The organism is Streptomyces sp. cmx-4-9, from assembly GCF_046548835.1.
Lineage (GTDB): Bacteria > Actinomycetota > Actinomycetes > Streptomycetales > Streptomycetaceae > Streptomyces.
This window is the reverse complement of sequence record NZ_JAEBEE010000007.1, coordinates 1-19,293: the sequence shown is the minus strand read 5'-3', so window position 1 is coordinate 19,293 and position 19,293 is coordinate 1. Positions and strand designations below refer to the sequence as shown.

Below are 19,293 nucleotides of genomic sequence, written 5' to 3'. Positions count from 1 at the left end.
CTCTCCCTCGTGCGGGAACTGCAGGGCCTTCGCCAGTCTAGGTTCCGGCCGCGGGGGTCGCATCAGAAGGGCCTGGTCATGAAGGCGTCCGGTCCGGGTGGTGCCGTGCGCGGGGCCCGAGCGCGATAGTGGGAGCATGTGCCGTTCCATTAAGACCCTTCGCCCGCCCGCCATCCCCGAGAAGGCCACCGAGGAGGAGATCCGCGCCGCCGCGCTGCAGTACGTGCGCAAGGTGTCCGGCTTCCGGGCTCCCGCCGCGCACAACCGCGAGGTGTTCGAGGACGCCGTGGACGCCGTCGCCGAAGCCACCCGTGTGCTGCTCGAAGGGGTGCACGTGCGGGGCCAGAGCGCCGCCGTGTGACGGCGCGGCCCCTGCCGCCCGTTCTGCGCGGTGGCGGGGGCCGGGTGGGTCGTGCGCGTGCGCGGGGTCAGGCCGCCTGGGAGCGGCGGCGCAGCAGCCACACCCCGGCGCCGAGCGCGCTCGCGGCGAGCGCGCCGCCCACGGCGACCTGCCCCGTGCTGACCGAGCCGACGCTGCCACCCGTACCGCCACGCGCCGCCCCGATGATGACCTGCAGCGATACGGTGACGCGCTGGCCTCCCGCGCCGCCGCACTCGAAGGTCACGCGGTGGGTGCCGGGGCTGGCGTTGTTGTAGACGGTGGCGTTGCCGAACAGGTTGGTGGCCTGCGCGTTGCCCGGGGTCAGCTGCACGTCGCCGAAGGCGGTGGACGTGGCCCTGCCGGTCCTCGTGCCGCAGCCCGAGATGTCCAGGCCGACGCGTCCGCCCGGCGCGACCGTGTTGGGGGAGACGGAAGCGGTCGGGGCGGCGTAGGCCGTGCCGGCGGTGGCGGGCATGGCGGCGGCGACGATGAAGGCCGTCGCCGCGACCCTCAGCAGACGGCCGGACACGGCGGGGGGCGTTGCGTGCGTCGTGGCGGGCATGAGAGAACTCCTCTGGCTCCTCGAACGGCGCGGCCAGGGCACGGATGTGACGCGGTTCGGTTGCGCACCGTGCTCAGGACGCTAGGAGCCCGGCCCGGCCGGGGCGATCGGGGCCGGGTGAACGGGTGAAGGCACTGCTCCGCCCGGGGGACCCGACCGCGCCGCTGCCCGCCCCGCCCGGCGTGGCCGATCTACGACGCCGGGGAGGCTACGACGCCGGGGAGGCTGCCGCCGGCGGCGGACGCCGTACGAGGAAGGCCGCCAGGGCGCCCGCCGCGAACAAGGCGACGAGCGACAGCGCGGTACCGAGCCACTGGGTGCCTAGCCACTGCGTACCGAAATAGCCCAGGCCCACGCTGTAGCCCGCCCAGGCCATGCCCGCCAGGACCGACCACGGCAGGAACTCCATCACCGTGCGATGGGTCTTGCCCGCGCCGAGGGACACCACGGACCGCCCCGCCGGAGCGAAGCGGGCGATCACCACGAGCGCGCCGCCACCCCGGGCCAAGGCCGTTCCGAGGCGCTCGTGGGCCCGCGTCAGCCGACGCGAACGCGCGATGGCCCGGTCCAGGCGGGCCCCGCCGCGCCGCCCCAGCCGGTACGCGGCCATGTCACCCAGGACGGAGGCGGTCGTGGCGATGACGAGCAGCGCCAGGATGTCCGGGACCTGGGCGGGCACCGGCACCGGCCCGGCAGCTCCCGCTGCTGCCGCAGCAGCAGCCGCGGTGATCACCAGAACCCCGCTCGGCAGCACCGGAAGGAAGACGTCGAGCACGATGGACACCGCCACCACGGCGTAGATCCATGGGCTCGTGGTCAGCGCACCCAGCGTCTCAAACAAAGCGGGACTCCCCAGTCCGGTTGACGTTCAGCGGCACGAAGCGCCGCGACGTCGCGGGGGAGCGGCAGGAGCGGCTTGACAGCCTCACAGAGTACGCCCGGCGTCCACCCACCGGACCCCCGGGGGCCGCCCCTGCGCCCCCGCATGCGGCCGGCAGGCCGAGCGCCGTGAGAACCGCCTTCACGACGGCATCCCGGACCTTCGCCATCCCCCCGCCCCCGCCCCGCCCCCGCCGTCCCTACGCGTCGTCTCGTATCGACTCGTCTCGCCTCGGGTGGTGTGGTCCTGCAGTGCCTCCGGGCTGCTGCGAACTGCTGCCCGGCTGCCGCCCCGGCTCCGCCGCGTACGCCTTTTCCCCGGCCGCCTACTCCGCCACCGGATCCGGAGCGGTCAGGTCCCGGTCCAGGACCGTCACCAACGTGGCGCGCTTGCGCTCCTTGTGCGCCTGGTCCAGCCGCAGCTGCGCCGTACGCCCCGCCAGCGCCAGCGTCATCAGCTGGTTCCCGAACCACGGCCCTCCCGTACGCCGCCAGCTCACCGGCGGCCGGCCCGTCCGGCCGTGTCGGGAGAAGGCGCGCCCCAGCCACCGTCCCGTCCGCGACCAGCCCAGCCGGAAACCCCACTTCACCGCCGTGTGGATGGAGTTGTGCACCGGGGAGCACGTCAGCTGGAACACCCGCGCCGTACTCGGTATCCGCGGCTCGGCCACATACGCGTGGTGCACGTCTCCCGACAGCACGCACACCGTCGCCGGGGCCCGCGGACCCGTCCCGACCTCCTCGATCAGGTCCGTGAGCGCCGCGAACGAGGCCGGGAACGCCGCCCAGTGCTCCAGATCGCTGCGCCGCCGCAAATCCTCCCCGATCCGCGCCCAGCGCGGCCCCCGCTCACCGCGGCACAGCGCCGCATTCCACGCCTCGGCGTCGTGGATCAGCGGAGGCATCAGCCAGGGCAGCGAGGACCCGATCAACAGGTGGTCGTAACTCCCGTGCCCCGCCAGTGCATTGTCCCGGAGCCACTGCTGCTCGGCCGGGTCGAGCATCGCCCGCCCGTCCTCGGCCAGGACCCGAGCCGCCCTGGTATCCACCATCAGCAGCCGGTTGCGCCCGAAGTCACGCCGGTAGCTCCACCGCACCGTGCTCGGATCGGCATCGGCCCGCGCAGCGAAGGTGCGCAGCAGGTCCGTACCGTCCGGGGCGTCGCGCACCGCCCCGTACAGCGCGTCGGACTCCAGTTCGGCGGGCGAGAGGTTGCCGAGGTGCTGATACACCCAGTACGACATCAGCCCGCTGAGGATCCGCTCCCGCCACCACGGCGTCGCCCGTATCTCCGCCAGCCACGACGCGCTCGTGTTCCAGTCGTCGATCACATCGTGGTCGTCGAATATCTGCAGGCTCGGCACCGTCGACAGCAGCCAGCGGATCTCCGGGTCCAGCCAGGACTCGTAGTAGAGGCGGGTGTACTCCTCGTAGTCCGCGACCTGGGCTCCGGGTGCCTCCCGCAGGTCCCGCCGGGCCGCCAGCCACCGCCGGGTCTCCTGCGACAGCGCGTCCGCATACACCTGGTCGCCCAGCAGCAGCAGGAGGTCCGGGCGCACCGCCTCCGGGTCGGCGGCCAACTGCGCCGCGAGGGTGTCCAGGGCGTCCGGGCCGTGCGGCCCGTGCCGGCCCGGCGGCGGTACGGCCTGCCGGCAGGAGCCGAACGTGACCCGCAGCCCGGGCGCTGGCCGCCCAGGGCCGGACGGGGCAGGGGTGCTGATCGTGCTCGGCGGGAAGCCGCTGTCGGGCAGCGGCCACACCGGGGCGCCGTCGAGCAACACCTCGTACTCCGTGGTGGTGCCCGGAGTCAGGCCGGTGACCTGGACGAGGGCATAGTGGTGGCCCTCTATCTGGAAGGTGCGCACGCTGCCGCCCGCCCCGTCCGCGCACCGCACCTCGGCCGTGCACGGGCGGTCGGCCTCGACCCACAGCGTGGCCGAACCGCCCGTGTCCCAGTCGACGTGGCGCAGCAGTGGTCCCAGCCGCAGTCCGGCCATGAGACTCCCCCTCGATCGTGTCCCCTGTGATCACGGTACGACGGGGGAGGGGAGGGACGCCTCCCCCTGACGGGGGAGAGTTGGGGGAGCTTTGTCGTTCCGTTCCCATCCGCCCGTCCCGTCCCGTCCCGTCCCGCCTCGCCTCGCCTCGTCCCCTCCTCCCGTTCTTCTCGGCCCTTGCCGCCCTTACCTCCGTGCGGGGCGGGCGGTGGACCGTGTCAGCAGCCGTTCAGGATGTTCACCAGCGCGGACTTCTCCCCGGAGTCCATGCTCAGGGCCCAGTACTGCTTCACGTTGACCCACATGCGTGCGTACGTGCAGCGGTACGCGGTGCGCGACGGGAGCCACTTGCCGGGGTCGAGGTCGCCCTTGGCCTGGTTCACGTTGTCGGTGACGGCGATGAGCTGCGGGCGGCTGAGGTCGTTGGCGAACTGCTGGCGCTTGCTCGTGGTCCAGGAGTTGGCACCGGAGCGCCAGGCCTCCGCGAGCGGGACCATGTGGTCGATGTCGACGTCCGAGGCGGCGGTCCAGGTGGCGCCGTCGTACTCCGAGTACCAGCTGCCGCTCACCGCGGCGCAGGAGGAGTCCTGCGTGACGTTGACGCCGTCCCGCTTGAGCACGGTCTCGCTGGTGTTACAGCTGCCGGAGACGGTGCTCCAGTGCGGGAAGAGGTCGCGGCTGTATCCGCTGGTGGACCCCTCAGCCCTGGGGGTGACGGTGGCGAGGTACGAGCGGGCCGCCGCGGCGCTGATGGGGGCGGGCGGGGAGGCCGCGGCGGTGGGGGCGTTGACGAGCGAGGTGAGGGAGGCGAGCGCGGCTGCTGACGCGAGCACGCCAATGCGACGCGCGTAGACGGTGGATATGAGTGCCATGAGGGGCTCCCTGGGTGCGGGGGGTGTGGCCGTGCGACCCCGGTGGGGCGCGGCCATGCTGGCGGCGCCAGGTTTCGCGGGGATGGGCGCCGGGTGACAGCTTGGCGACATGGGCACGTCACATCAACCCAGGCAAGGGGCCCTTTTTATACGGAGGTTGAGATTCCGGGGGGATTGGGGGAGTGCGTGTCGACAATTCGCGACCGGGGGAGGAGGCGGGTGGGCAGGCCCGGGGGCTTCGAGGTGCATCGGGCGTGGGAACGGAGCAGCGGAGCGTGGGGCCGGACGAGAGGGCGGCCGCGGGTGTCGCGGGGGCCGCGGGGGCCGCGGCGGCCGCGGGTGTTGGCGGCTGCGGGGGCCGGCGGTCAGGGGCCGGCCTGTCGCCGGGCGCCCAGGCCGGGGGGTGGAAGGGCCGGTCCGCACCTCGACGCCGCTCGTGCGGCGAAAGTGGCCTCGGCGGGCCGCGCCATCCGGGGGCCAAAGGTCCCTGGGGCTGGCGGTGGTGTGTCGAGTACCCTTGCGGGAGCAGAAGGGGAGTAGCTCTTCGCCGGACCGTCGACATACTGCTGGGTCACACCAGCCGGCGCCCGGAGGCAGGCCGCGGACAGCGGTCGGCCAGTGAGACCTTCGGCCGCAGTGTCCTGTTCAGGCGTGGTCGCGCTCATGCGCGCATACGCCAGCCAGGACGCCGCCGAGCCGAAGCGACCCCTGACTCAACCCAGGTCTCTCGGTGCCGACGGTGTCCTGCCCGACCGATCGAGGTTCCCCTCCGTGTTCAGCTTCACCGTCATGGCCATCGCCTTCGGCGTCGTCTTCCTTGCCGAGCTCCCGGACAAGACCGCCCTGGCCGGCCTGATGCTCGGCACCCGCTACCGCGCCTCCTACGTCTTCGTCGGCGTCGCCGCCGCCTTCGCCGTGCACGTCGCCCTCGCCATCGCCGCCGGCAGCGTGCTCACCCTGCTCCCGCACCGGCTCGTACAGGCCGTCGTCGGCCTCCTCTTCCTCGCGGGCGCGGCCATGCTGCTCCTGAAGAAGGACGACGGGGAGGAAGAGGTCAAGCCGCCGTCCGACCAGTCCTTCTGGAAGGTGTCCGGGGCCGGGTTCATGCTGATCCTGGTGGCCGAGTTCGGTGACCTGACGCAGATCATGACCGCGAACCTCGCCGCCCGGTACGACAACCCGGTCTCCGTCGGCCTCGGCGCGGTACTGGCCCTGTGGGCGGTGGCGGGCATCGGCATCCTGGGCGGACGCACCCTGATGAAGTACGTGCCGCTGCGGCTGATCACCAAGGTCGCGGCCGGAGTCATGGCGGCGCTGGCCGTGTTCTCGCTGTACGAGGCCATCGCCGGCTAGAGCCCGGCCGCCTGGTCCTCCCGGGTCGGGCCCGGTCCGGCCTGGTTGGGCTTGGTCGGACCCGGTTTGGCCGTGGCCGGGCCTGGTTCGGCCGTGGCGGGTCCGCATCGGGTTCGGTCCGGCCCGGAACGGATGGTTCTGCACCGTTCCAGGCCGTGGCCGGGCGCGTACAAGGTCGCTCGGCACGGCCCGGCCCGGCGGGGTCCGGTCTCAGGCGCCGGGGTGGATCGTGACCGCGATCGAGCCGTCCGGGGTGGTGGTGACGCGGAGGGCGGTCAGGTCCGCGACGTGGGCCGTCGGAGCGTGCGCGGCAGCGCGGGGGCCGACACCGACGACCCGCATGCCGGCGGCCTGGCCTGCGGCGATGCCCACGGCCGAGTCCTCGAACACGATGCAGTCGGCCGGGTCCATGCCCAGGGCGGCCGCGCCCATGAGGAAACCCTCGGGGTGGGGCTTGCTCGCCTGGACGGATTCGGCCGTGACGCGGACCTCGGGCATCGGCAGGTCGGCAGCCGTCATGCGGGCCTCGGCGAGGGCGGCGTCGGCGGAGGTGACCAGGGCGTGCGGCAGAGCGCCGATCGCGGCCATGAACTCGGGGGCGCCGGCGACCGGCACCACCCCGTCGGTGTCAGCGGTCTCGCGGGCGAGCATCACCGCGTTCTCCGCGAAGTTGACCTCCATCGGCCGCTCCGGGAGGAGGACGGCCATGGTGGCGTAGCCCTGGCGGCCGTGGACCACCTTGAGGGCCTCCTGCGGGTCCAGGCCGTGGGACACCGCCCACTCGCGCCAGCAGCGCTCGACCACCGCGTCGGAGTTGACGATGGTGCCGTCCATGTCCAGGAGCAGGGCCTTGGCGTGGAGGACGACGGGTGCGGTGGTGGTGCTGGCCGGCATCGGCGGGGCTCCAGACGGGGCGGGGAAAAAGAACAAGTGGTTCCGTCCACCGGTCAGGGATTGAGGACGGAACCACTTTGTTTCTCCAAGATACAAAATGGGGGACGGTCTGCGCCAATCGACGCGTTGTGACCCTCGTCCCTCCAGACGTCGCGGTCCCTATCCCTCCAGCGCCCGACGGGTGGCCGGTCCGTAGACGCCCCACTCGTCCTCGATGCCGCGGTCGTACTGGAACGTCGACACCGCGTTCTCCACCCGCCAGTCGTACTTGCCGTTGAACCTGCCCTGGTACAGGCCCTGCGCCGCCAGCAGCCGCTGGAGCTTCTCCACCTCCGCGCCCGAATCCCCGTACCGGAGCGTGGGGCCCTGCGCGGGCGGCGGCGCCGCCGGGCTGGGGGCACGGCTCGTACTCGGCGTCCGGCTCGGGGTGGGCGCCGCGGAAGAGCGGGACGCGGACGGCGACGCCGCGGAGGTCGGGGAAGCGGAGGGCGAGGGAGAGGACGAGGCCGAGGCTGACGGCGAAGGACTCGCCGACGGGGAAGCAGAGGGGGAGGGCGACGGGGAAGCCCCCGCCGTCGCGGTGGCGGATGCGGACGGCGAGGGGTCGGCCGGAGCCGCACTCACCGAAGGGGCCGCCGACGGCTTCCTGTCCTGCAACGCGACGTCATCCCCGGAGGTCCCCGGCAGCACCCACAGCGCCAGTGCGGTCCCCCCGAGACCGACCACCGCGGCAGCCCCGACGAGCAGGGGCAGCAGACCTCGGAAGGCCCGTTCACCGCCGCTCCGTCGGGTGGGGCCCCCGCCCCCGCCCCCGCCCCCTCCCCCCTCCCCGGTTCCGGTGGTGCCGTGCAGGACCGGGCCGCCCGGCACGCTGCCGTCCGGGCCGACACCGTGCACCTCGGCGCCATACGGGCCCGGACCATACGGGTCCGTGCCACGCGGCTCCGCGTCGTACGGGCTCGTGCCGCGCTGCTCCGTGCTGTGCAGCTCGGTGCCATACGCGCCCTCACCGTGCGGTTCCGCACCGTACGCACCCGCGCCGTGCGGCTCCGCGCCATACGCGGCCGCGCCAAGCGGCTCAGAGCCGCACACCGCGCCATACGCGCCCGCGCCGTGCTGCTCAGCGTCGTGGTCCGCGCCGTGCGCCCGCGCCCCCTGCGGGTCCGCGCCGTGCGCCCCCGCGCGCTGCGGCCCCGCGCCCTGCCGCCCGGGGCTGGGGCGTATCGCGGCGGGCATCCCCTGGGTGGGCAGGTCGGGGGTCGGCTGTCCTGGCCCCGGTGTGCTCGGGCCGGGGGGCGGGGTGGCCGGGTCCTCGGGCCAGGCGGGGTGGGCCTGTGTGACGGGGGTTCCGTAGGCCGGGCTGTGCGCTCCGCCCGGGACGGCGGGTATCCCGTACGGCGGGGTGGGGTCGTGCGCGGGGTCCGGCGAGACCACGCCCATCACCGGCTGGGGCGGCGGCGCGGGGTCGCCGGGGGCGGTCGGGTCGGGCAGGGCGACGTACGGGCGGATGCGCAAGGGGTTGAAGCCCACACCCGGCGCACACCCGCAGGCGGCGCCGGTGGCGCCGCATTCTGGACAGTGCTCACGGCTCACTGGAATTCCCTCTCCCCTGGCGACTGCCTGCGATTATGCAGACCCGTGGACCCCCTCCCAACCCTCCGAGAGGCCATAACCGGACACACCGCTCAGGATGGAGATGTTGATCCGGCCTGAGGAGGAGTTGATGGCCCAGGATGTGACCACAGAGCCCGGGGACCCCGGTCCCGGCCCGCAGTCGTCCGGACCGGGCGGTGAGCGCGCCTCCCGCGAGGTGCTGGTGTCGATCGGCGCCCTGCTGCTGGGCCTGCTGATCGCCGCACTCGACCAGACCATCGTCTCCACCGCCCTGCCCACCATCGTCAGCGAGCTCGGCGGCATGGCCCACCTCTCGTGGGTCGTCACCGCCTATATGCTCGCCTCGACCGCCGCCACCCCGCTGTGGGGCAAGCTGGGCGACCAGTACGGGCGCAAGAAGCTGTTCCAGTACGCCATCGTCCTCTTCCTGATCGGGTCGGCCCTGTGCGGGCTCGCCCAGGACATGCCGCAGCTCATCGGTTTCCGTGCCTTGCAGGGCCTGGGCGGCGGCGGACTCATCGTGCTGTCCATGGCGATCGTCGGCGACATCGTCCCGCCCCGCGAACGCGGCAAGTACCAGGGCCTCTTCGGTGCCGTCTTCGGGGCGACCAGTGTGCTCGGCCCACTGCTGGGCGGGCTGTTCGTCGACCACCTGTCCTGGCGCTGGGTCTTCTACATCAACCTGCCCATCGGGCTCGTTGCGCTCGCCGTCATCGCCGCCGCGCTCCACATCCCGGTGCGCTCCTCGAAGCACACCATCGACTACCTGGGCACCCTCCTGATCGCCTCGGTCGCCACCTGCCTCGTGCTCGTCGCCTCCCTCGGTGGCACCACCTGGCCCTGGGCCTCGCCGCAGATCATCGGCCTCGCCGTCCTCGGCCTGCTCCTGCTCGTCGCCTTCGTACTCGTGGAGCGCAGGGCAGCCGAACCCGTGCTGCCCCTGAAACTGTTCCGGATCCGCACCTTCACCCTCTGCTCGGTGATCAGCTTCATCGTCGGCTTCTCCATGTTCGGCGCGATGGTCTACCTGCCGACCTTCCTCCAGGTCGTCCAAGGCGTCTCCCCGACCCTGTCCGGCGTCCACATGCTGCCGATGGTGCTCGGCATGCTGATCTCCTCCACCGCCTCCGGCCAGATCGTCAGCCGCACCGGCCGGTGGAAGGTCTTCCCCATCCTCGGCACCGGCGTCACCGCCCTCGGCCTGCTCCTCCTGCACCAGCTGCACCGCACCAGCTCCACCTGGGAGATGAGCGTCTACTTCTTCGTTTTCGGCGCCGGACTCGGCCTGGTCATGCAGGTGCTCGTCCTGGTGGTGCAGAACGCCGTCAGCTACGCCGATCTCGGTGTCGCCACCTCCGGTGCCACCTTCTTCCGCTCGATCGGCGCCTCCTTCGGCGTCGCCATCTTCGGCACGATCTTCACCAACCAGCTCGACGGCAAGCTGACCGGCGCGCTCGCCGGTGTCCCGCTGCCGCCCGGCGCGGACGCCGCACGGCTGGAGGCCGACCCGCGCGCCATCGGCGCCCTCCCCGCAGAGCTGCGCCCCCGCGTCCTCGACGCCTATGCCACCTCCATCACCGACGTCTTCCTCTACGCCGTGCCGATCGTCCTGGTCGCCTTCGTCGTCGCCTGCTTCCTCAAGGAGGACAAGCTGCGCGCCTCCGTCACCGCACCTGATGTGACGGAGACCCTCGCCTCCAACCCCGTGGAGCGCTCCTCGCGCGACGAAGTGGCCCGGGCCCTGTGCGTGCTCGGCTCGCGTGAGGGCCGCCGGCACGTCTACGAGAAGATCACCGAGAAGGCCGGCTACGACCTGCTGCCCGCCGCCAGCTGGCTGCTGCTGCGGATCAACAAGTACGGCTCAGCGGAGCCGGCGATGCTCGCCGAACGCACCGTGGTGCCGCTGAAGGCCGTCACCGACGCCGCCCGGCAGACCGAGGAGCGCGGGCTCGCCGTGCGCGAGGGGTTGGCGCTGGTGCTGACCGACAAGGGGCGCGAGGCCGCCGGGAAGCTGGCTGCGGCCCGGCAGGAGTCCCTTGCCGAACTGCTCGGCGACTGGTGGGGCCCCGACCGCCCCACCGACCTGGTCAAGCTGGTCGCAGAGATCAACGCGGAGCTGTGCGGTTCGGACGAGGAGGAGCCCTACGAGGCTCCGGCGCGGCGGGACCACGCCCTGCACTGAGCTGCGCCGGGCAGCCGCCGGCCTCCTCAGACGAGGCTCTTCTCGAACCAGTGCTGTGCATACGCACCGGAGTTGTAGGCGGGTATCTCCCGGTACCCGTGGCGCGCATACAGGGCGCGGGCCTCCACGAGGTCCGACCGGGTGTCCAGCCGGATCCGTTCGGCGCCCAGGGCGCGGGCCTGCGCCTCCAGGGCCTCCAGCAGCGCCGCGCCGCCGCCGGTGCCGCGGGCGGACCGGTCGACATACACCCTGGTGAGCTCCGCGGTGGCCGGGTCGAGCAGACGTATCCCGCCACAGGCCAGGGCCTTGCCTTGGAGGCGTCCGACGACGAACTGGCCCGTGGGCGGGGTCAGCCCGTCGTCCGGGTCGTCCGCGAGGCCCTGGTCGATCTCGGCCTCGGTGGCGGTCCGCTTCCAGAATCGGCCCGCGATCTCGGCGAAGTAGGCACGCCGCAGGGCCTTGGAGTCGGCGGTGTCGCTGCGTTCAGGCGTGACCGTCCAGTGCGCTGCCGGTGGTGGGACCGGTGGTGTCGTGGGGGCGGGGGGCTGGGTGATCGGTTCGGTGTTCATGGCGTCATTGTGGAGCCGGGGCGGGGGAGGGTGGCGTGGAATATCCACAGGGACGGGCTGATGATAGGAAAAAGCACAAACCGCCCACGGGAAGAGCGTGAACCGTCATGACGGAGCATCCGGACTGTGCGCTGATCCGCCGCGGCTACGAGGCCTTCGGCAAGGGGGACATGGAGACGCTGGGCTCGATGATGACGGCCGACGTCATCCACCACGTGCCCGGCGGCAGCCCGGTGTCCGGGCACCACAAGGGGCGTGAAGCCGTCCTCGACCTCTACCGCAGGCTCGGCGAGGAGACCCACGGCACCTACCGCGTCGACCTGCACACCGTCCTCGCCGACGGCCGCGGCCACGTGATGACCTTCCACACCGCGCGCGCCGACCGGGGCGACCGCGGCATCGAGATCCGCGGCGGCCTCTTCCTCACCATCGTCGGCCACAAGATCACCGACATCGACGAGTGCACCGAGGACATCGAGGAAGCCGACGCCTTCTGGTGCTGATCCGGATTTGACCGACTGAACCGTACCGACCGGACCGGACCGTACCGACCGGTCCGGACCGTACCGACCGGACCGGACCGGTCCGGACCGACCGGACCGGTCCGACCGGCCCCGTCCCGCCTCGCAGCCCCGTCCCGCCTCGCAGCCCCGCCCCGTCCCGCCTCGCTGCCCTGCACGCCCGCGCGCCCGCACGCCCGTAACCCTGCCCCCGCGCCCCGCGTACGCGTGAGGCCCGGGGCAGCGCCCCGGGCCTCACACACGGCGCAACATGGACCGGCCGGTTCAGGCCTGCTTCGGCGCCGCCTGCTGCACGACCTCGAACGACCACACCGAGGAACCCGAGGCCGCCGGCTTCGGCCGCTCGCCGCCCCCGGCCGCCCCGCCCCCGGCCGCCCCGCCGCCGGCCGCGCCGCCCTGGTGGGCGGCCTTCATCGGCCCGTCCATCCACGCCTGGAAGTCCTCCTCCGAGCGCCACCGCGTGTACACCAGGTACTGGTCGGTGCCCTCCACGGGCCGCAGCAGCTCGAACCACTCGAACCCGTCCGAGCCCTCCACGGCTCCCGCCCTCGACGCGAACCGCTGCTCCAGCACCTCCCGCTGCTCGGCGGGGACGGTCAGCGCATTGATCTTCACGATGCTCATGCAGCCATCCTAGGGATGCCGCGGGGGATATCGTCGTCCCCAGGTAAGGAAGCGGTGCATGAAACGCGGCAGCCAGGCGAAGTCGAGGTTGCGGTCAACACGGCGGGAGGCCGGCGAGGCGTGGCTAACGCGGCGGAGCACAGCAATGCGAACGGACATGCCGGGGTCATAGGCGGTAGCGGCCGACTGGGAGCGGCCCGCCTCCTCCTGTGGGCACTGGCCGGAGCACTCGCGGTCAGGCAGGCCGCCGTGGTGCTGCGGGTGCCGCCGGGCGAGTGGCTCAGCGGGTTCCACCTCCCCGGCGGCCTGCCCGGATCGCTGTACGACGCCGGCCAGTTCACCGGAACCCCCTTCGCCGGACTCGTCCTCAAGCCGCTCACCGGTTTCGCGGCGCCCTCCCTGGAGGTGGCCTGGACCTGCGTGACCCTGCTGCTCGTCGCCGCGATCGGGCTGGTCGCCGCGCGGGCGCTGCCCGACCCGGTGCCGCGGCGCACCGCCCTGCTGGCCGCGCCCGTCCTGGTCACCCTGATGATGGTCTCGCTGCCCGTGCGCGAGGCCGCTTCCCCGGGGCAGACCGCCGTACTGCCGGTGCTGCTGGTGCTCCTGGCCCTCTTCCGGGTGCCCGGCGAGCGGCCCGCCGGCTTCCTCGTCGGTCTCGCCGCCGCCCTCCAGCCCGCCCTGCTGCTGTTCGCCGCGCTGCTGTGGCTGTCCGGGCGCCGCAGCACCGCCGGGACCGCCGCCGCGACCTTCGCCGGAGCCTCCGCCCTGTCCTGGGCGGCGATGCCCCGCGACTCGTGGACGTACTGGGTCGAGCACCTGGCCGGGGCCGGCCTGGGCGGCGCCCCCGACAGTCTCGCCAACCAGTCCGTGCACGGGGTGCTGCTGCGCCTCGGGATGAGCGGACCCGGCGAAGTGCTGGCGTACGCGGCCCTGGCCGCCGCGATCGCCTGGATCGGCCTGCGCCGCGCCGCCCGCTACGCCCGCGACGGGCAGCTGCTGCTCGCCGTCGCCGTCACCGGCTGCGTCGCCGTCGCCGTGTCCCCGGCGGGCTGGCGCCACCAGCTGCTGTGGGTACTGCTCGCGGTGGCCGGGAAGGTCGGCAGGCGGGCCGCCGACCGACCCGTGTGGCCGGTGGCCGTGGTCCTGGCCATGACCCTGCCCAGCACGGTGCTCCTGCCGAACCTGGCCGCGCTGGCCCCCGTGCGCGACAACGTGCTGCTGCTCGCCGCGCTCGCGGCGGCCTGCGCCGTGCCGTTCCTGCCGCGCTCGGCACCGTACTGGCGGGAGCCGGTGCCGACGGCGTACGGGAGGCCGGCCGAGGCCCGCTGGTCGCGGGTGCCGCTGCTGCCGCTGTGGCGGCGCGTGCTGTCCCGCCCCAACCTGCTGCTGGAACTGCTGTTGATACGGGTCGGGTACTCGCTGTACTCGCACATCCGGGCCGCCGCACCCGCCAGCCGCAGCCTCGCGGAGGGCAACGGCCGCCATATCCACGGCATCGAGCAGGCCCTGGGCATCGACATCGAGTACGCCGTCAACCGGGCCGTGGCCAAAACGCCCTGGCTGGAGGCCTTCTTCGACTTCTACTACACCTCCTTCCACTTCGTGGTGCCGCTGACGATCCTCGCCGTCCTGTACTGGCGCCGCCCCGGGGACTACCGGTGGGCGCGCGCCTCGCTCGGCCTGGCCACCGTCCTCGCCCTCGCAGGGTTCTGGCTCTACCCGCTCGCGCCGCCGCGCCTGATGCCCGGCCTCGGCTTCATCGACACCGTGCACGGACCGCAGGACCTGGCCAATCCCTCCTACGGAGCCATGACCGCGATCTCCAACCAGTACGCGGCCATGCCCTCACTGCACTTCGGCTGGTCGCTGTGGTGCGGCATCGTCATCGTCGTCCTCGCACCGAAGGGCTGGCAGAAGCTCCTCGGCGCCCTGCACCCCCTGATCACGGTCTGCGCGATCGTCGCCACCGCCAACCACTGGGTGCTGGACGCGGCGGGCGGCGCGGCGGTCGTCGCGGCCGGATTCGGCCTGGTGTACGCGCTGTCCGGGCCGCGGACGCTGCGGGTGACGCTGCCCGGACAGCGCCCGCCCGCCGGCAAGGAGTCGCAGAAGTCGCAGGAGCGGCAAGAATCGCAGGAGCGGCAGGAGCCGCAGGAGCCGCAGGAGCGGGGGACACGGGCCGCCGCGGCCCGGAGCTCCTAGCGGTCCCCGGACCTTCCGGAAGATGCCGCCGCCCCGCTCACCGCGCTAGGCGGCGTGTGCCGGGCGGGCACCGGGGTCGGGGCCGGCGGGATGTTCTGGTTGAGGCGGAAGAGGTTGCCGGGGTCGTAGCGGCGCTTCAGCTCCTGCAGGCGCCGGTACTTCTGCGGCCCGTACGCCTGCCGGACCCGGTCCTCGCCCTCCTCCATCAGGAAGTTCGCGTACACGCCGGTCTGATGGGGAGCGAGCGCCGACCAGAGGCCGCGCGCCCAGTCGCGTTCCGCCTCGAAACCCTCCGGGCCCTCCGTGGTCGCGTTGATGTTGAAGGTGTGACCGCTGTGGCGGCCGCCGAAGGCCGTCGCGTCCTCCGGGACCCGGGCGACGGCCCCGCCGAGCTGGAAGATCGGGAAAGCGGTCAGCGGGGAGGCGATCCGGGACGCGTGCTCGGCGGTCCGGTCGATGACCTCGTCGCTGAGCCGGTCCACGTCGCAGGACTTGAAGTAGTACCAGCGGCCGTGCGGGAAGGACGGGTCGAACAACGCCTGGTGTTCGGTGAACGGCTTGGGCGTGCACAGGTCCAGTAGCGGCGGCCCCCAGGCGCGCAGCGGCCGGAGCACCTCCTGCCCCTCCTCGACCGGCCCCGCGTAGCAGCAGACCACCATGACCACCGGCTTCCCGTGGACCTCCGGCGGCAGGTACCCGACCGCCGGCGCCTTGCGGTGGACGACGGCCGTGGTCAGCTCGTCCGGTACCGAGGTGATCCACTCGCGGTAGAAGCGCAGCAGCCGCGCCGATTCGGCCATCGGCCACAGGATCGGTCCGGCCAGCACCACCGGGCCGACCGGGTGGAGCCGGTACGTGAACTCGGTGACGATCCCGAAGTTGCCGCCGCCGCCGCGCACCCCCCAGAACAGGTCCGGGTTCTCGTCCGCGGAGGCCTTCACCAGGGCGCCGTCCGCGGTGACCAGGTCCACCGCGAGCAACTGGTCCACGGTCAGCCCGTACTTGCGCATCAGCCAGCCGATCCCGCCGCCGAGGGTGAGCCCGGCGATTCCCGTGTGGGTGACGATCCCGGACGGGACGGCCAGGCCGAAGGCCTGCGTCTCGCGGTCCAGTTCGCCGAGGAGCACCCCGGCCTGGGCCCGGACGGTCCGCGCCGCCGGGTCCACGCGGATGCCGCGCAGGGCGGAGAGGTCGATGACGGTGCCGCCGTCGCACACCGACTGGCCGGGGAAGCTGTGCCCGCCGGAGCGGACCGCGACGGGAGCCCCGGAGGCCGCGGCGAAACGGACCGCGTCGATGACGTCGGCGACGCCCGCGCAGTGCGCGATGAGGGCGGGGGAGCGGTCCACGGAGCCGTTCCAGACGCGCCGGTCCTCGTCGTAGTCCGGGTCGCCGGGGCGCACCAGGCGGCCCCCGAAGGACGGGCCGAGCGGAGCCGTGGCCATGCCCCCAGTCTGGCACCGGGCGGTACGCGGTGCACCGCGGGCCGGCGGACGGCAGGGGCCGGGGCCGGGCGGTACGCGGTGCACCGCGGGCCAGCGGACGGCAGGGGCCGGGGCGTGGGAGGAGCGGCCCCTGCCGCCCTGGGTCGCGGGTCAGCCGTGGCTGACCCGGAGTTCCTTGATGCCGTTGAGCCAGGCCGCGCGCAGCCGCCGCGGGCCCTCGCCGGCCAGCCGCAACTCGGGCAGGGCGTCGGCGAGCGCGTTGAAGATCAGGTCGATCTCCATGATCGCCAGGGATTTGCCGAGGCAGAAGTGCGGGCCGCCGCCGCCGAACCCCAGGTGCGGGTTGGGGTCGCGGGTGATGTCGAAGGCGTCCGGGTCGGTGAAGACCTCGGGGTCGTGGTTGGCGGAGGAGTAGAAGAGCCCCACACGGTCACCGGCTTTGATCTTCTGCCCGCCCAGTTCGGTGTCCTGGGTGGCGGTGCGCTGGAAGGACACCACCGGGGTGGCCCAGCGGACGATCTCCTCCGCGGTGGTGGACGGGCGGGTCGCCTTGTACAGCTCCCATTGCCCGGGGTGGGTGAGGAAGGCGTGCATGCCGTGGCTGATGGCGTTGCGGGTGGTCTCGTTGCCCGCCACGGCCAGCAGCAGGACGAAGAAACCGAACTCGTCGGAGCCGAGGTTGCCCTCGCCCTCGGCCGCCACCAGCTGCGTCACGATGTTCTTGGCCGGGCACTCCTTGCGCTCCGCGGAGAGGTTCATGGCGTAGCCGATGAGCTCCATCGCCGCGTTGGCGCCGACCTCCTCGGTGATCGCGTACTCCGGGTCGTCGTAGGCGATCATCTTGTTCGACCAGTCGAAGATCCGGGACCGGTCCTCCTGCGGTACGCCGATCAGCTCGGCGATGGCCTGCAGCGGGAGTTCGCACGCCACCTGCGTGACGAAGTCGAAGCTGCCGTCCGCGGAGACCGCCAGGGCCTCCTCGACGATCTTGCGGGCACGGTCCCGCAGGGCGGCCTCCAGGCCGCGGATGGCCCGCGGGGTGAAGCCGCGCTGCACGATCTGGCGCACGCGCGTGTGTTCCGGCGGATCCATGTTCAGCATGATCAGCCGCTGGGCATCAATGGCATCACGCTGGATGTGCTCGTTGAAGCGGATGATCGCCGTATTGGTGGTGGAGGAGTACAACTCCGGATGCGTGGAGACGTATTTGACGTCCGCGTGCCGGGTCACGGCCCAGTAGCCCTCGTCGTCGAAGCCGGTGATCCCCCGCCGCTGCGGGCACCACCACACCGGAGCGGTCTGCCGCAGCCGAGCGAACTCCGGCAGCGGGACCCGGCTTTGGAGCAGGTCGGGGTCGGTGGCGTCGAAGCCTTCGGGCAGCGCGGGACAGGACATCGGGGCAACTCCAAAGTCTGACGGACCATCAGAAGTTGGCTTGAAGGTAGTAACGAGTTCCAGAAGTGACAAGGGGAGGCGCGTCAACTGTTGCGTGTGGAATCCGTGCAGGGCACGTGCAAGACCCTTGCGTGACGGGCCTCCGATTCATAAGACTGCGAGTCGAACTAGAACGCGTACTAGTTCAAGGCGGGGCGCCGGGACGGCCCGCCGCGCCGGCGCTGTGCAGGAGAGGACGAGCTCATGGCCGCGGAACCCGTCATCGTCGAAGCCGTACGCACCCCGATCGGCAAGCGCGGGGGCGCGCTCGCCAACCTCCATCCCGCCTACCTGCTCGGCGAGACCTACCGCGAACTCCTCGCCCGGACCGGAATCCAGCCGGACTGCGTGGAACAGATCGTCGGCGGCACCGTCACCCACGCCGGCGAGCAGTCGATGAACCCCGCCCGCAACGCCTGGCTCGCCATGGGCCTCCCGTACGAGACCGCCGCCACGACGGTGGACTGCCAGTGCGGCAGCTCGCAGCAGGCCAACCACATGGTCGCCAACATGATCTCCGGCGGCGTCATGGACATCGGCATCGCCTGCGGCGTGGAGGCCATGAGCCGGGTGCCGCTGGGCTCCGGGTCCAAGCACGGCCCGGGCAAGCCCTTCCCGGACGAGTGGAACGTCGACCTCCCGAACCAGTTCGAGGCCGCCGAGCGGATCGCCCGCCACCGTGGCCTGACCCGGCAGGACGTGGACCGCCTCGGCCTGCTCTCCCAGGAACGGGCCGCCGCCGCATGGGCCGAGGAGCGGTTCAAGCGCGAGACCTTCGCCGTGCAGGTGCCGACCACCGAGGAGGAGCAGGCCGCGGGCCAGGGCATGTGGCGCCTGGTCGACCGGGACGAGGGCCTGCGCGACACCAGCATGGAGGCGCTGGCCCGGCTCAAGCCGGTCATGCCCACCGCCGTGCACACCGCAGGGAACTCCTCGCAGATCTCCGACGGAGCCGCCGCCGTGATGTGGGCCTCACGCAAGATGGCCCGCGCCCTCAAACTCAAGCCGCGCGCCCGGATCGTCGCCCAAACCCTCGTCGGCGCCGACCCGCACTACCACCTGGACGGGCCGATCGACGCGACGCGGGCCGTGCTCGGCAAGGCCGGGATGTCACTGCGGGACATCGACCTCGTCGAGATCAACGAGGCCTTCGCCTCCGTGGTCCTCAGCTGGGCCAAGGTCTTCGACCAGGACCTGGAGAAGGTCAACGTCAACGGCGGCGGCATCGCCCTCGGCCATCCCGTCGGGGCGACCGGAGCCCGACTGATCACCACGGCGCTGCACGAGCTGGAACGCCGCGACAAGGAGTTCGCCCTGATCACCATGTGCGCGGGCGGCGCGCTGGCGACCGGGACGATCATCCAGCGCCTGTGAGCCGCGGGGGCGCCCCACCGTCGGCCCAGGCCGCCGGGACGCCCCCCGGTGCACCCCCGAACCCAGTGGGATGGGAAAAAGACGAAGGCCCCGTGGGCCGGACCTGGGGAGGCCGGCCACCGGGGCCTTCGCACGCGCTGCGTCGTTCTGCTGCGTACTGCTTCCACCGCTGACGCGGGAGCAGTGACGGGTGATGCCGGTGGTGGTGTTGCGGCTGTTGCGGCTGCTGCCACGGGTCTGCCGTACCGGGTCCGTGGGACCGGGGTCGGCTCAGTACCAGTGGTGGGACTGCCAGAAGTTCCAGGCGCCGACGGGGCTGCCGTAGCGGGAGTTCATGTAGTCCAGGCCCCACTTGATCTGGGTGGCCGGGTTGGTCTTCCAGTCCGAGC

General features: G+C 72.5%; 16 protein-coding genes and 1 pseudogene. 6 read left to right on the top strand and 11 right to left on the bottom strand.

Features of this window, described 5'->3' with window-relative positions:
- Positions 1 to 136: 136 nt before the first annotated feature.
- Positions 137 to 361, top strand: coding sequence for a DUF2277 domain-containing protein (locus ACLJTM_RS21740; protein ID WP_411105347.1), 225 nt, complete (start codon positions 137 to 139; stop codon positions 359 to 361).
- A 67-nt stretch (positions 362 to 428) separates the two neighbouring features.
- Here ACLJTM_RS21740 and ACLJTM_RS21735 read toward each other — a convergent pair whose 3' ends face one another.
- From ACLJTM_RS21735 to ACLJTM_RS21720, 4 genes are all read right to left on the bottom strand, one after another.
- Positions 429 to 944, bottom strand: a complete 516-nt coding sequence (locus ACLJTM_RS21735) for a hypothetical protein (protein WP_411105346.1) — start codon at positions 942 to 944, stop codon at positions 429 to 431.
- 208 nt (positions 945 to 1,152) lie between these two features.
- On the bottom strand, positions 1,153 to 1,785 hold the full coding sequence (locus ACLJTM_RS21730; protein WP_411105345.1) for a DedA family protein: 633 nt from the start codon (positions 1,783 to 1,785) through the stop codon (positions 1,153 to 1,155).
- 364 nt (positions 1,786 to 2,149) lie between these two features.
- A complete protein-coding gene (locus ACLJTM_RS21725; RefSeq protein ID WP_411105344.1) occupies positions 2,150 to 3,820 on the bottom strand; it encodes an alkaline phosphatase D family protein in 1,671 nt (556 codons plus the stop codon).
- A gap of 218 nt (positions 3,821 to 4,038) precedes the next feature.
- A complete protein-coding gene (locus ACLJTM_RS21720; RefSeq protein ID WP_411105781.1) occupies positions 4,039 to 4,683 on the bottom strand; it encodes an HNH endonuclease family protein in 645 nt (214 codons plus the stop codon).
- Positions 4,684 to 5,463: 780 nt separating this feature from the next.
- On the opposite strand from ACLJTM_RS21720, the gene ACLJTM_RS21715 reads away from it, so the two are divergent.
- A complete protein-coding gene (locus ACLJTM_RS21715; RefSeq protein ID WP_411105343.1) occupies positions 5,464 to 6,045 on the top strand; it encodes a TMEM165/GDT1 family protein in 582 nt (193 codons plus the stop codon).
- A gap of 210 nt (positions 6,046 to 6,255) precedes the next feature.
- Here ACLJTM_RS21715 and ACLJTM_RS21710 read toward each other — a convergent pair whose 3' ends face one another.
- Positions 6,256 to 6,939: an HAD-IA family hydrolase gene (locus ACLJTM_RS21710; RefSeq protein ID WP_411105342.1), complete on the bottom strand. Its 684-nt coding sequence runs from the start codon at positions 6,937 to 6,939 to the stop codon at positions 6,256 to 6,258.
- Between the two features lie 159 nt (positions 6,940 to 7,098).
- On the bottom strand, positions 7,099 to 7,269 hold the full coding sequence (locus tag ACLJTM_RS21705; RefSeq protein ID WP_411105341.1) for a peptidoglycan-binding domain-containing protein: 171 nt from the start codon (positions 7,267 to 7,269) through the stop codon (positions 7,099 to 7,101).
- Positions 7,270 to 8,662: 1,393 nt separating this feature from the next.
- On the opposite strand from ACLJTM_RS21705, the gene ACLJTM_RS21700 reads away from it, so the two are divergent.
- Positions 8,663 to 10,735 carry a DHA2 family efflux MFS transporter permease subunit gene (locus tag ACLJTM_RS21700; RefSeq protein ID WP_411105340.1) on the top strand — a complete coding sequence of 691 codons (2,073 nt, stop codon included), beginning with the start codon at positions 8,663 to 8,665 and terminating at the stop codon, positions 10,733 to 10,735.
- Between the two features lie 26 nt (positions 10,736 to 10,761).
- On the opposite strand, the gene ACLJTM_RS21695 is transcribed toward ACLJTM_RS21700, so the two are convergent.
- The gene (locus tag ACLJTM_RS21695) at positions 10,762 to 11,304 is read right to left on the bottom strand and encodes a GNAT family N-acetyltransferase (protein ID WP_411105339.1); all 543 of its coding nucleotides are present in this window, start codon (positions 11,302 to 11,304) and stop codon (positions 10,762 to 10,764) included.
- A 107-nt stretch (positions 11,305 to 11,411) separates the two neighbouring features.
- Between ACLJTM_RS21695 and ACLJTM_RS21690 the strand changes: the two genes are divergently transcribed.
- Positions 11,412 to 11,807 carry a nuclear transport factor 2 family protein gene (locus ACLJTM_RS21690; protein WP_411105338.1) on the top strand — a complete coding sequence of 132 codons (396 nt, stop codon included), beginning with the start codon at positions 11,412 to 11,414 and terminating at the stop codon, positions 11,805 to 11,807.
- A 282-nt stretch (positions 11,808 to 12,089) separates the two neighbouring features.
- Here the strand turns inward: ACLJTM_RS21690 and ACLJTM_RS21685 are convergent, their stop codons facing one another.
- Positions 12,090 to 12,449 carry an antibiotic biosynthesis monooxygenase family protein gene (locus ACLJTM_RS21685; RefSeq protein ID WP_411105337.1) on the bottom strand — a complete coding sequence of 120 codons (360 nt, stop codon included), beginning with the start codon at positions 12,447 to 12,449 and terminating at the stop codon, positions 12,090 to 12,092.
- A 120-nt stretch (positions 12,450 to 12,569) separates the two neighbouring features.
- On the opposite strand from ACLJTM_RS21685, the gene ACLJTM_RS21680 reads away from it, so the two are divergent.
- On the top strand, positions 12,570 to 14,651 hold the full coding sequence (locus ACLJTM_RS21680) for a bifunctional glycosyltransferase 87/phosphatase PAP2 family protein (RefSeq protein WP_411105336.1): 2,082 nt from the start codon (positions 12,570 to 12,572) through the stop codon (positions 14,649 to 14,651).
- Here the strand turns inward: ACLJTM_RS21680 and ACLJTM_RS21675 are convergent.
- Positions 14,648 to 16,096 (bottom strand): FAD-binding oxidoreductase, encoded by a 1,449-nt coding sequence (locus ACLJTM_RS21675; RefSeq protein ID WP_411105335.1) that lies wholly within the window; start codon positions 16,094 to 16,096, stop codon positions 14,648 to 14,650. The two genes, ACLJTM_RS21680 and ACLJTM_RS21675, sit on opposite strands and share 4 nt — an antisense overlap.
- A gap of 150 nt (positions 16,097 to 16,246) precedes the next feature.
- Complete coding sequence (locus ACLJTM_RS21670) at positions 16,247 to 17,491, bottom strand: cytochrome P450 (RefSeq protein ID WP_411105334.1); 1,245 nt, start codon at positions 17,489 to 17,491, stop codon at positions 16,247 to 16,249.
- Between the two features lie 243 nt (positions 17,492 to 17,734).
- Between ACLJTM_RS21670 and ACLJTM_RS21665 the strand changes: the two genes are divergently transcribed.
- On the top strand, positions 17,735 to 18,904 hold the full coding sequence (locus tag ACLJTM_RS21665) for a steroid 3-ketoacyl-CoA thiolase (protein WP_411105333.1): 1,170 nt from the start codon (positions 17,735 to 17,737) through the stop codon (positions 18,902 to 18,904).
- Positions 18,905 to 19,174: 270 nt separating this feature from the next.
- Here the strand turns inward: ACLJTM_RS21665 and ACLJTM_RS21660 are convergent.
- Positions 19,175 to 19,293, bottom strand: a pseudogene (locus tag ACLJTM_RS21660) (lytic transglycosylase domain-containing protein); the annotation flags it as partial.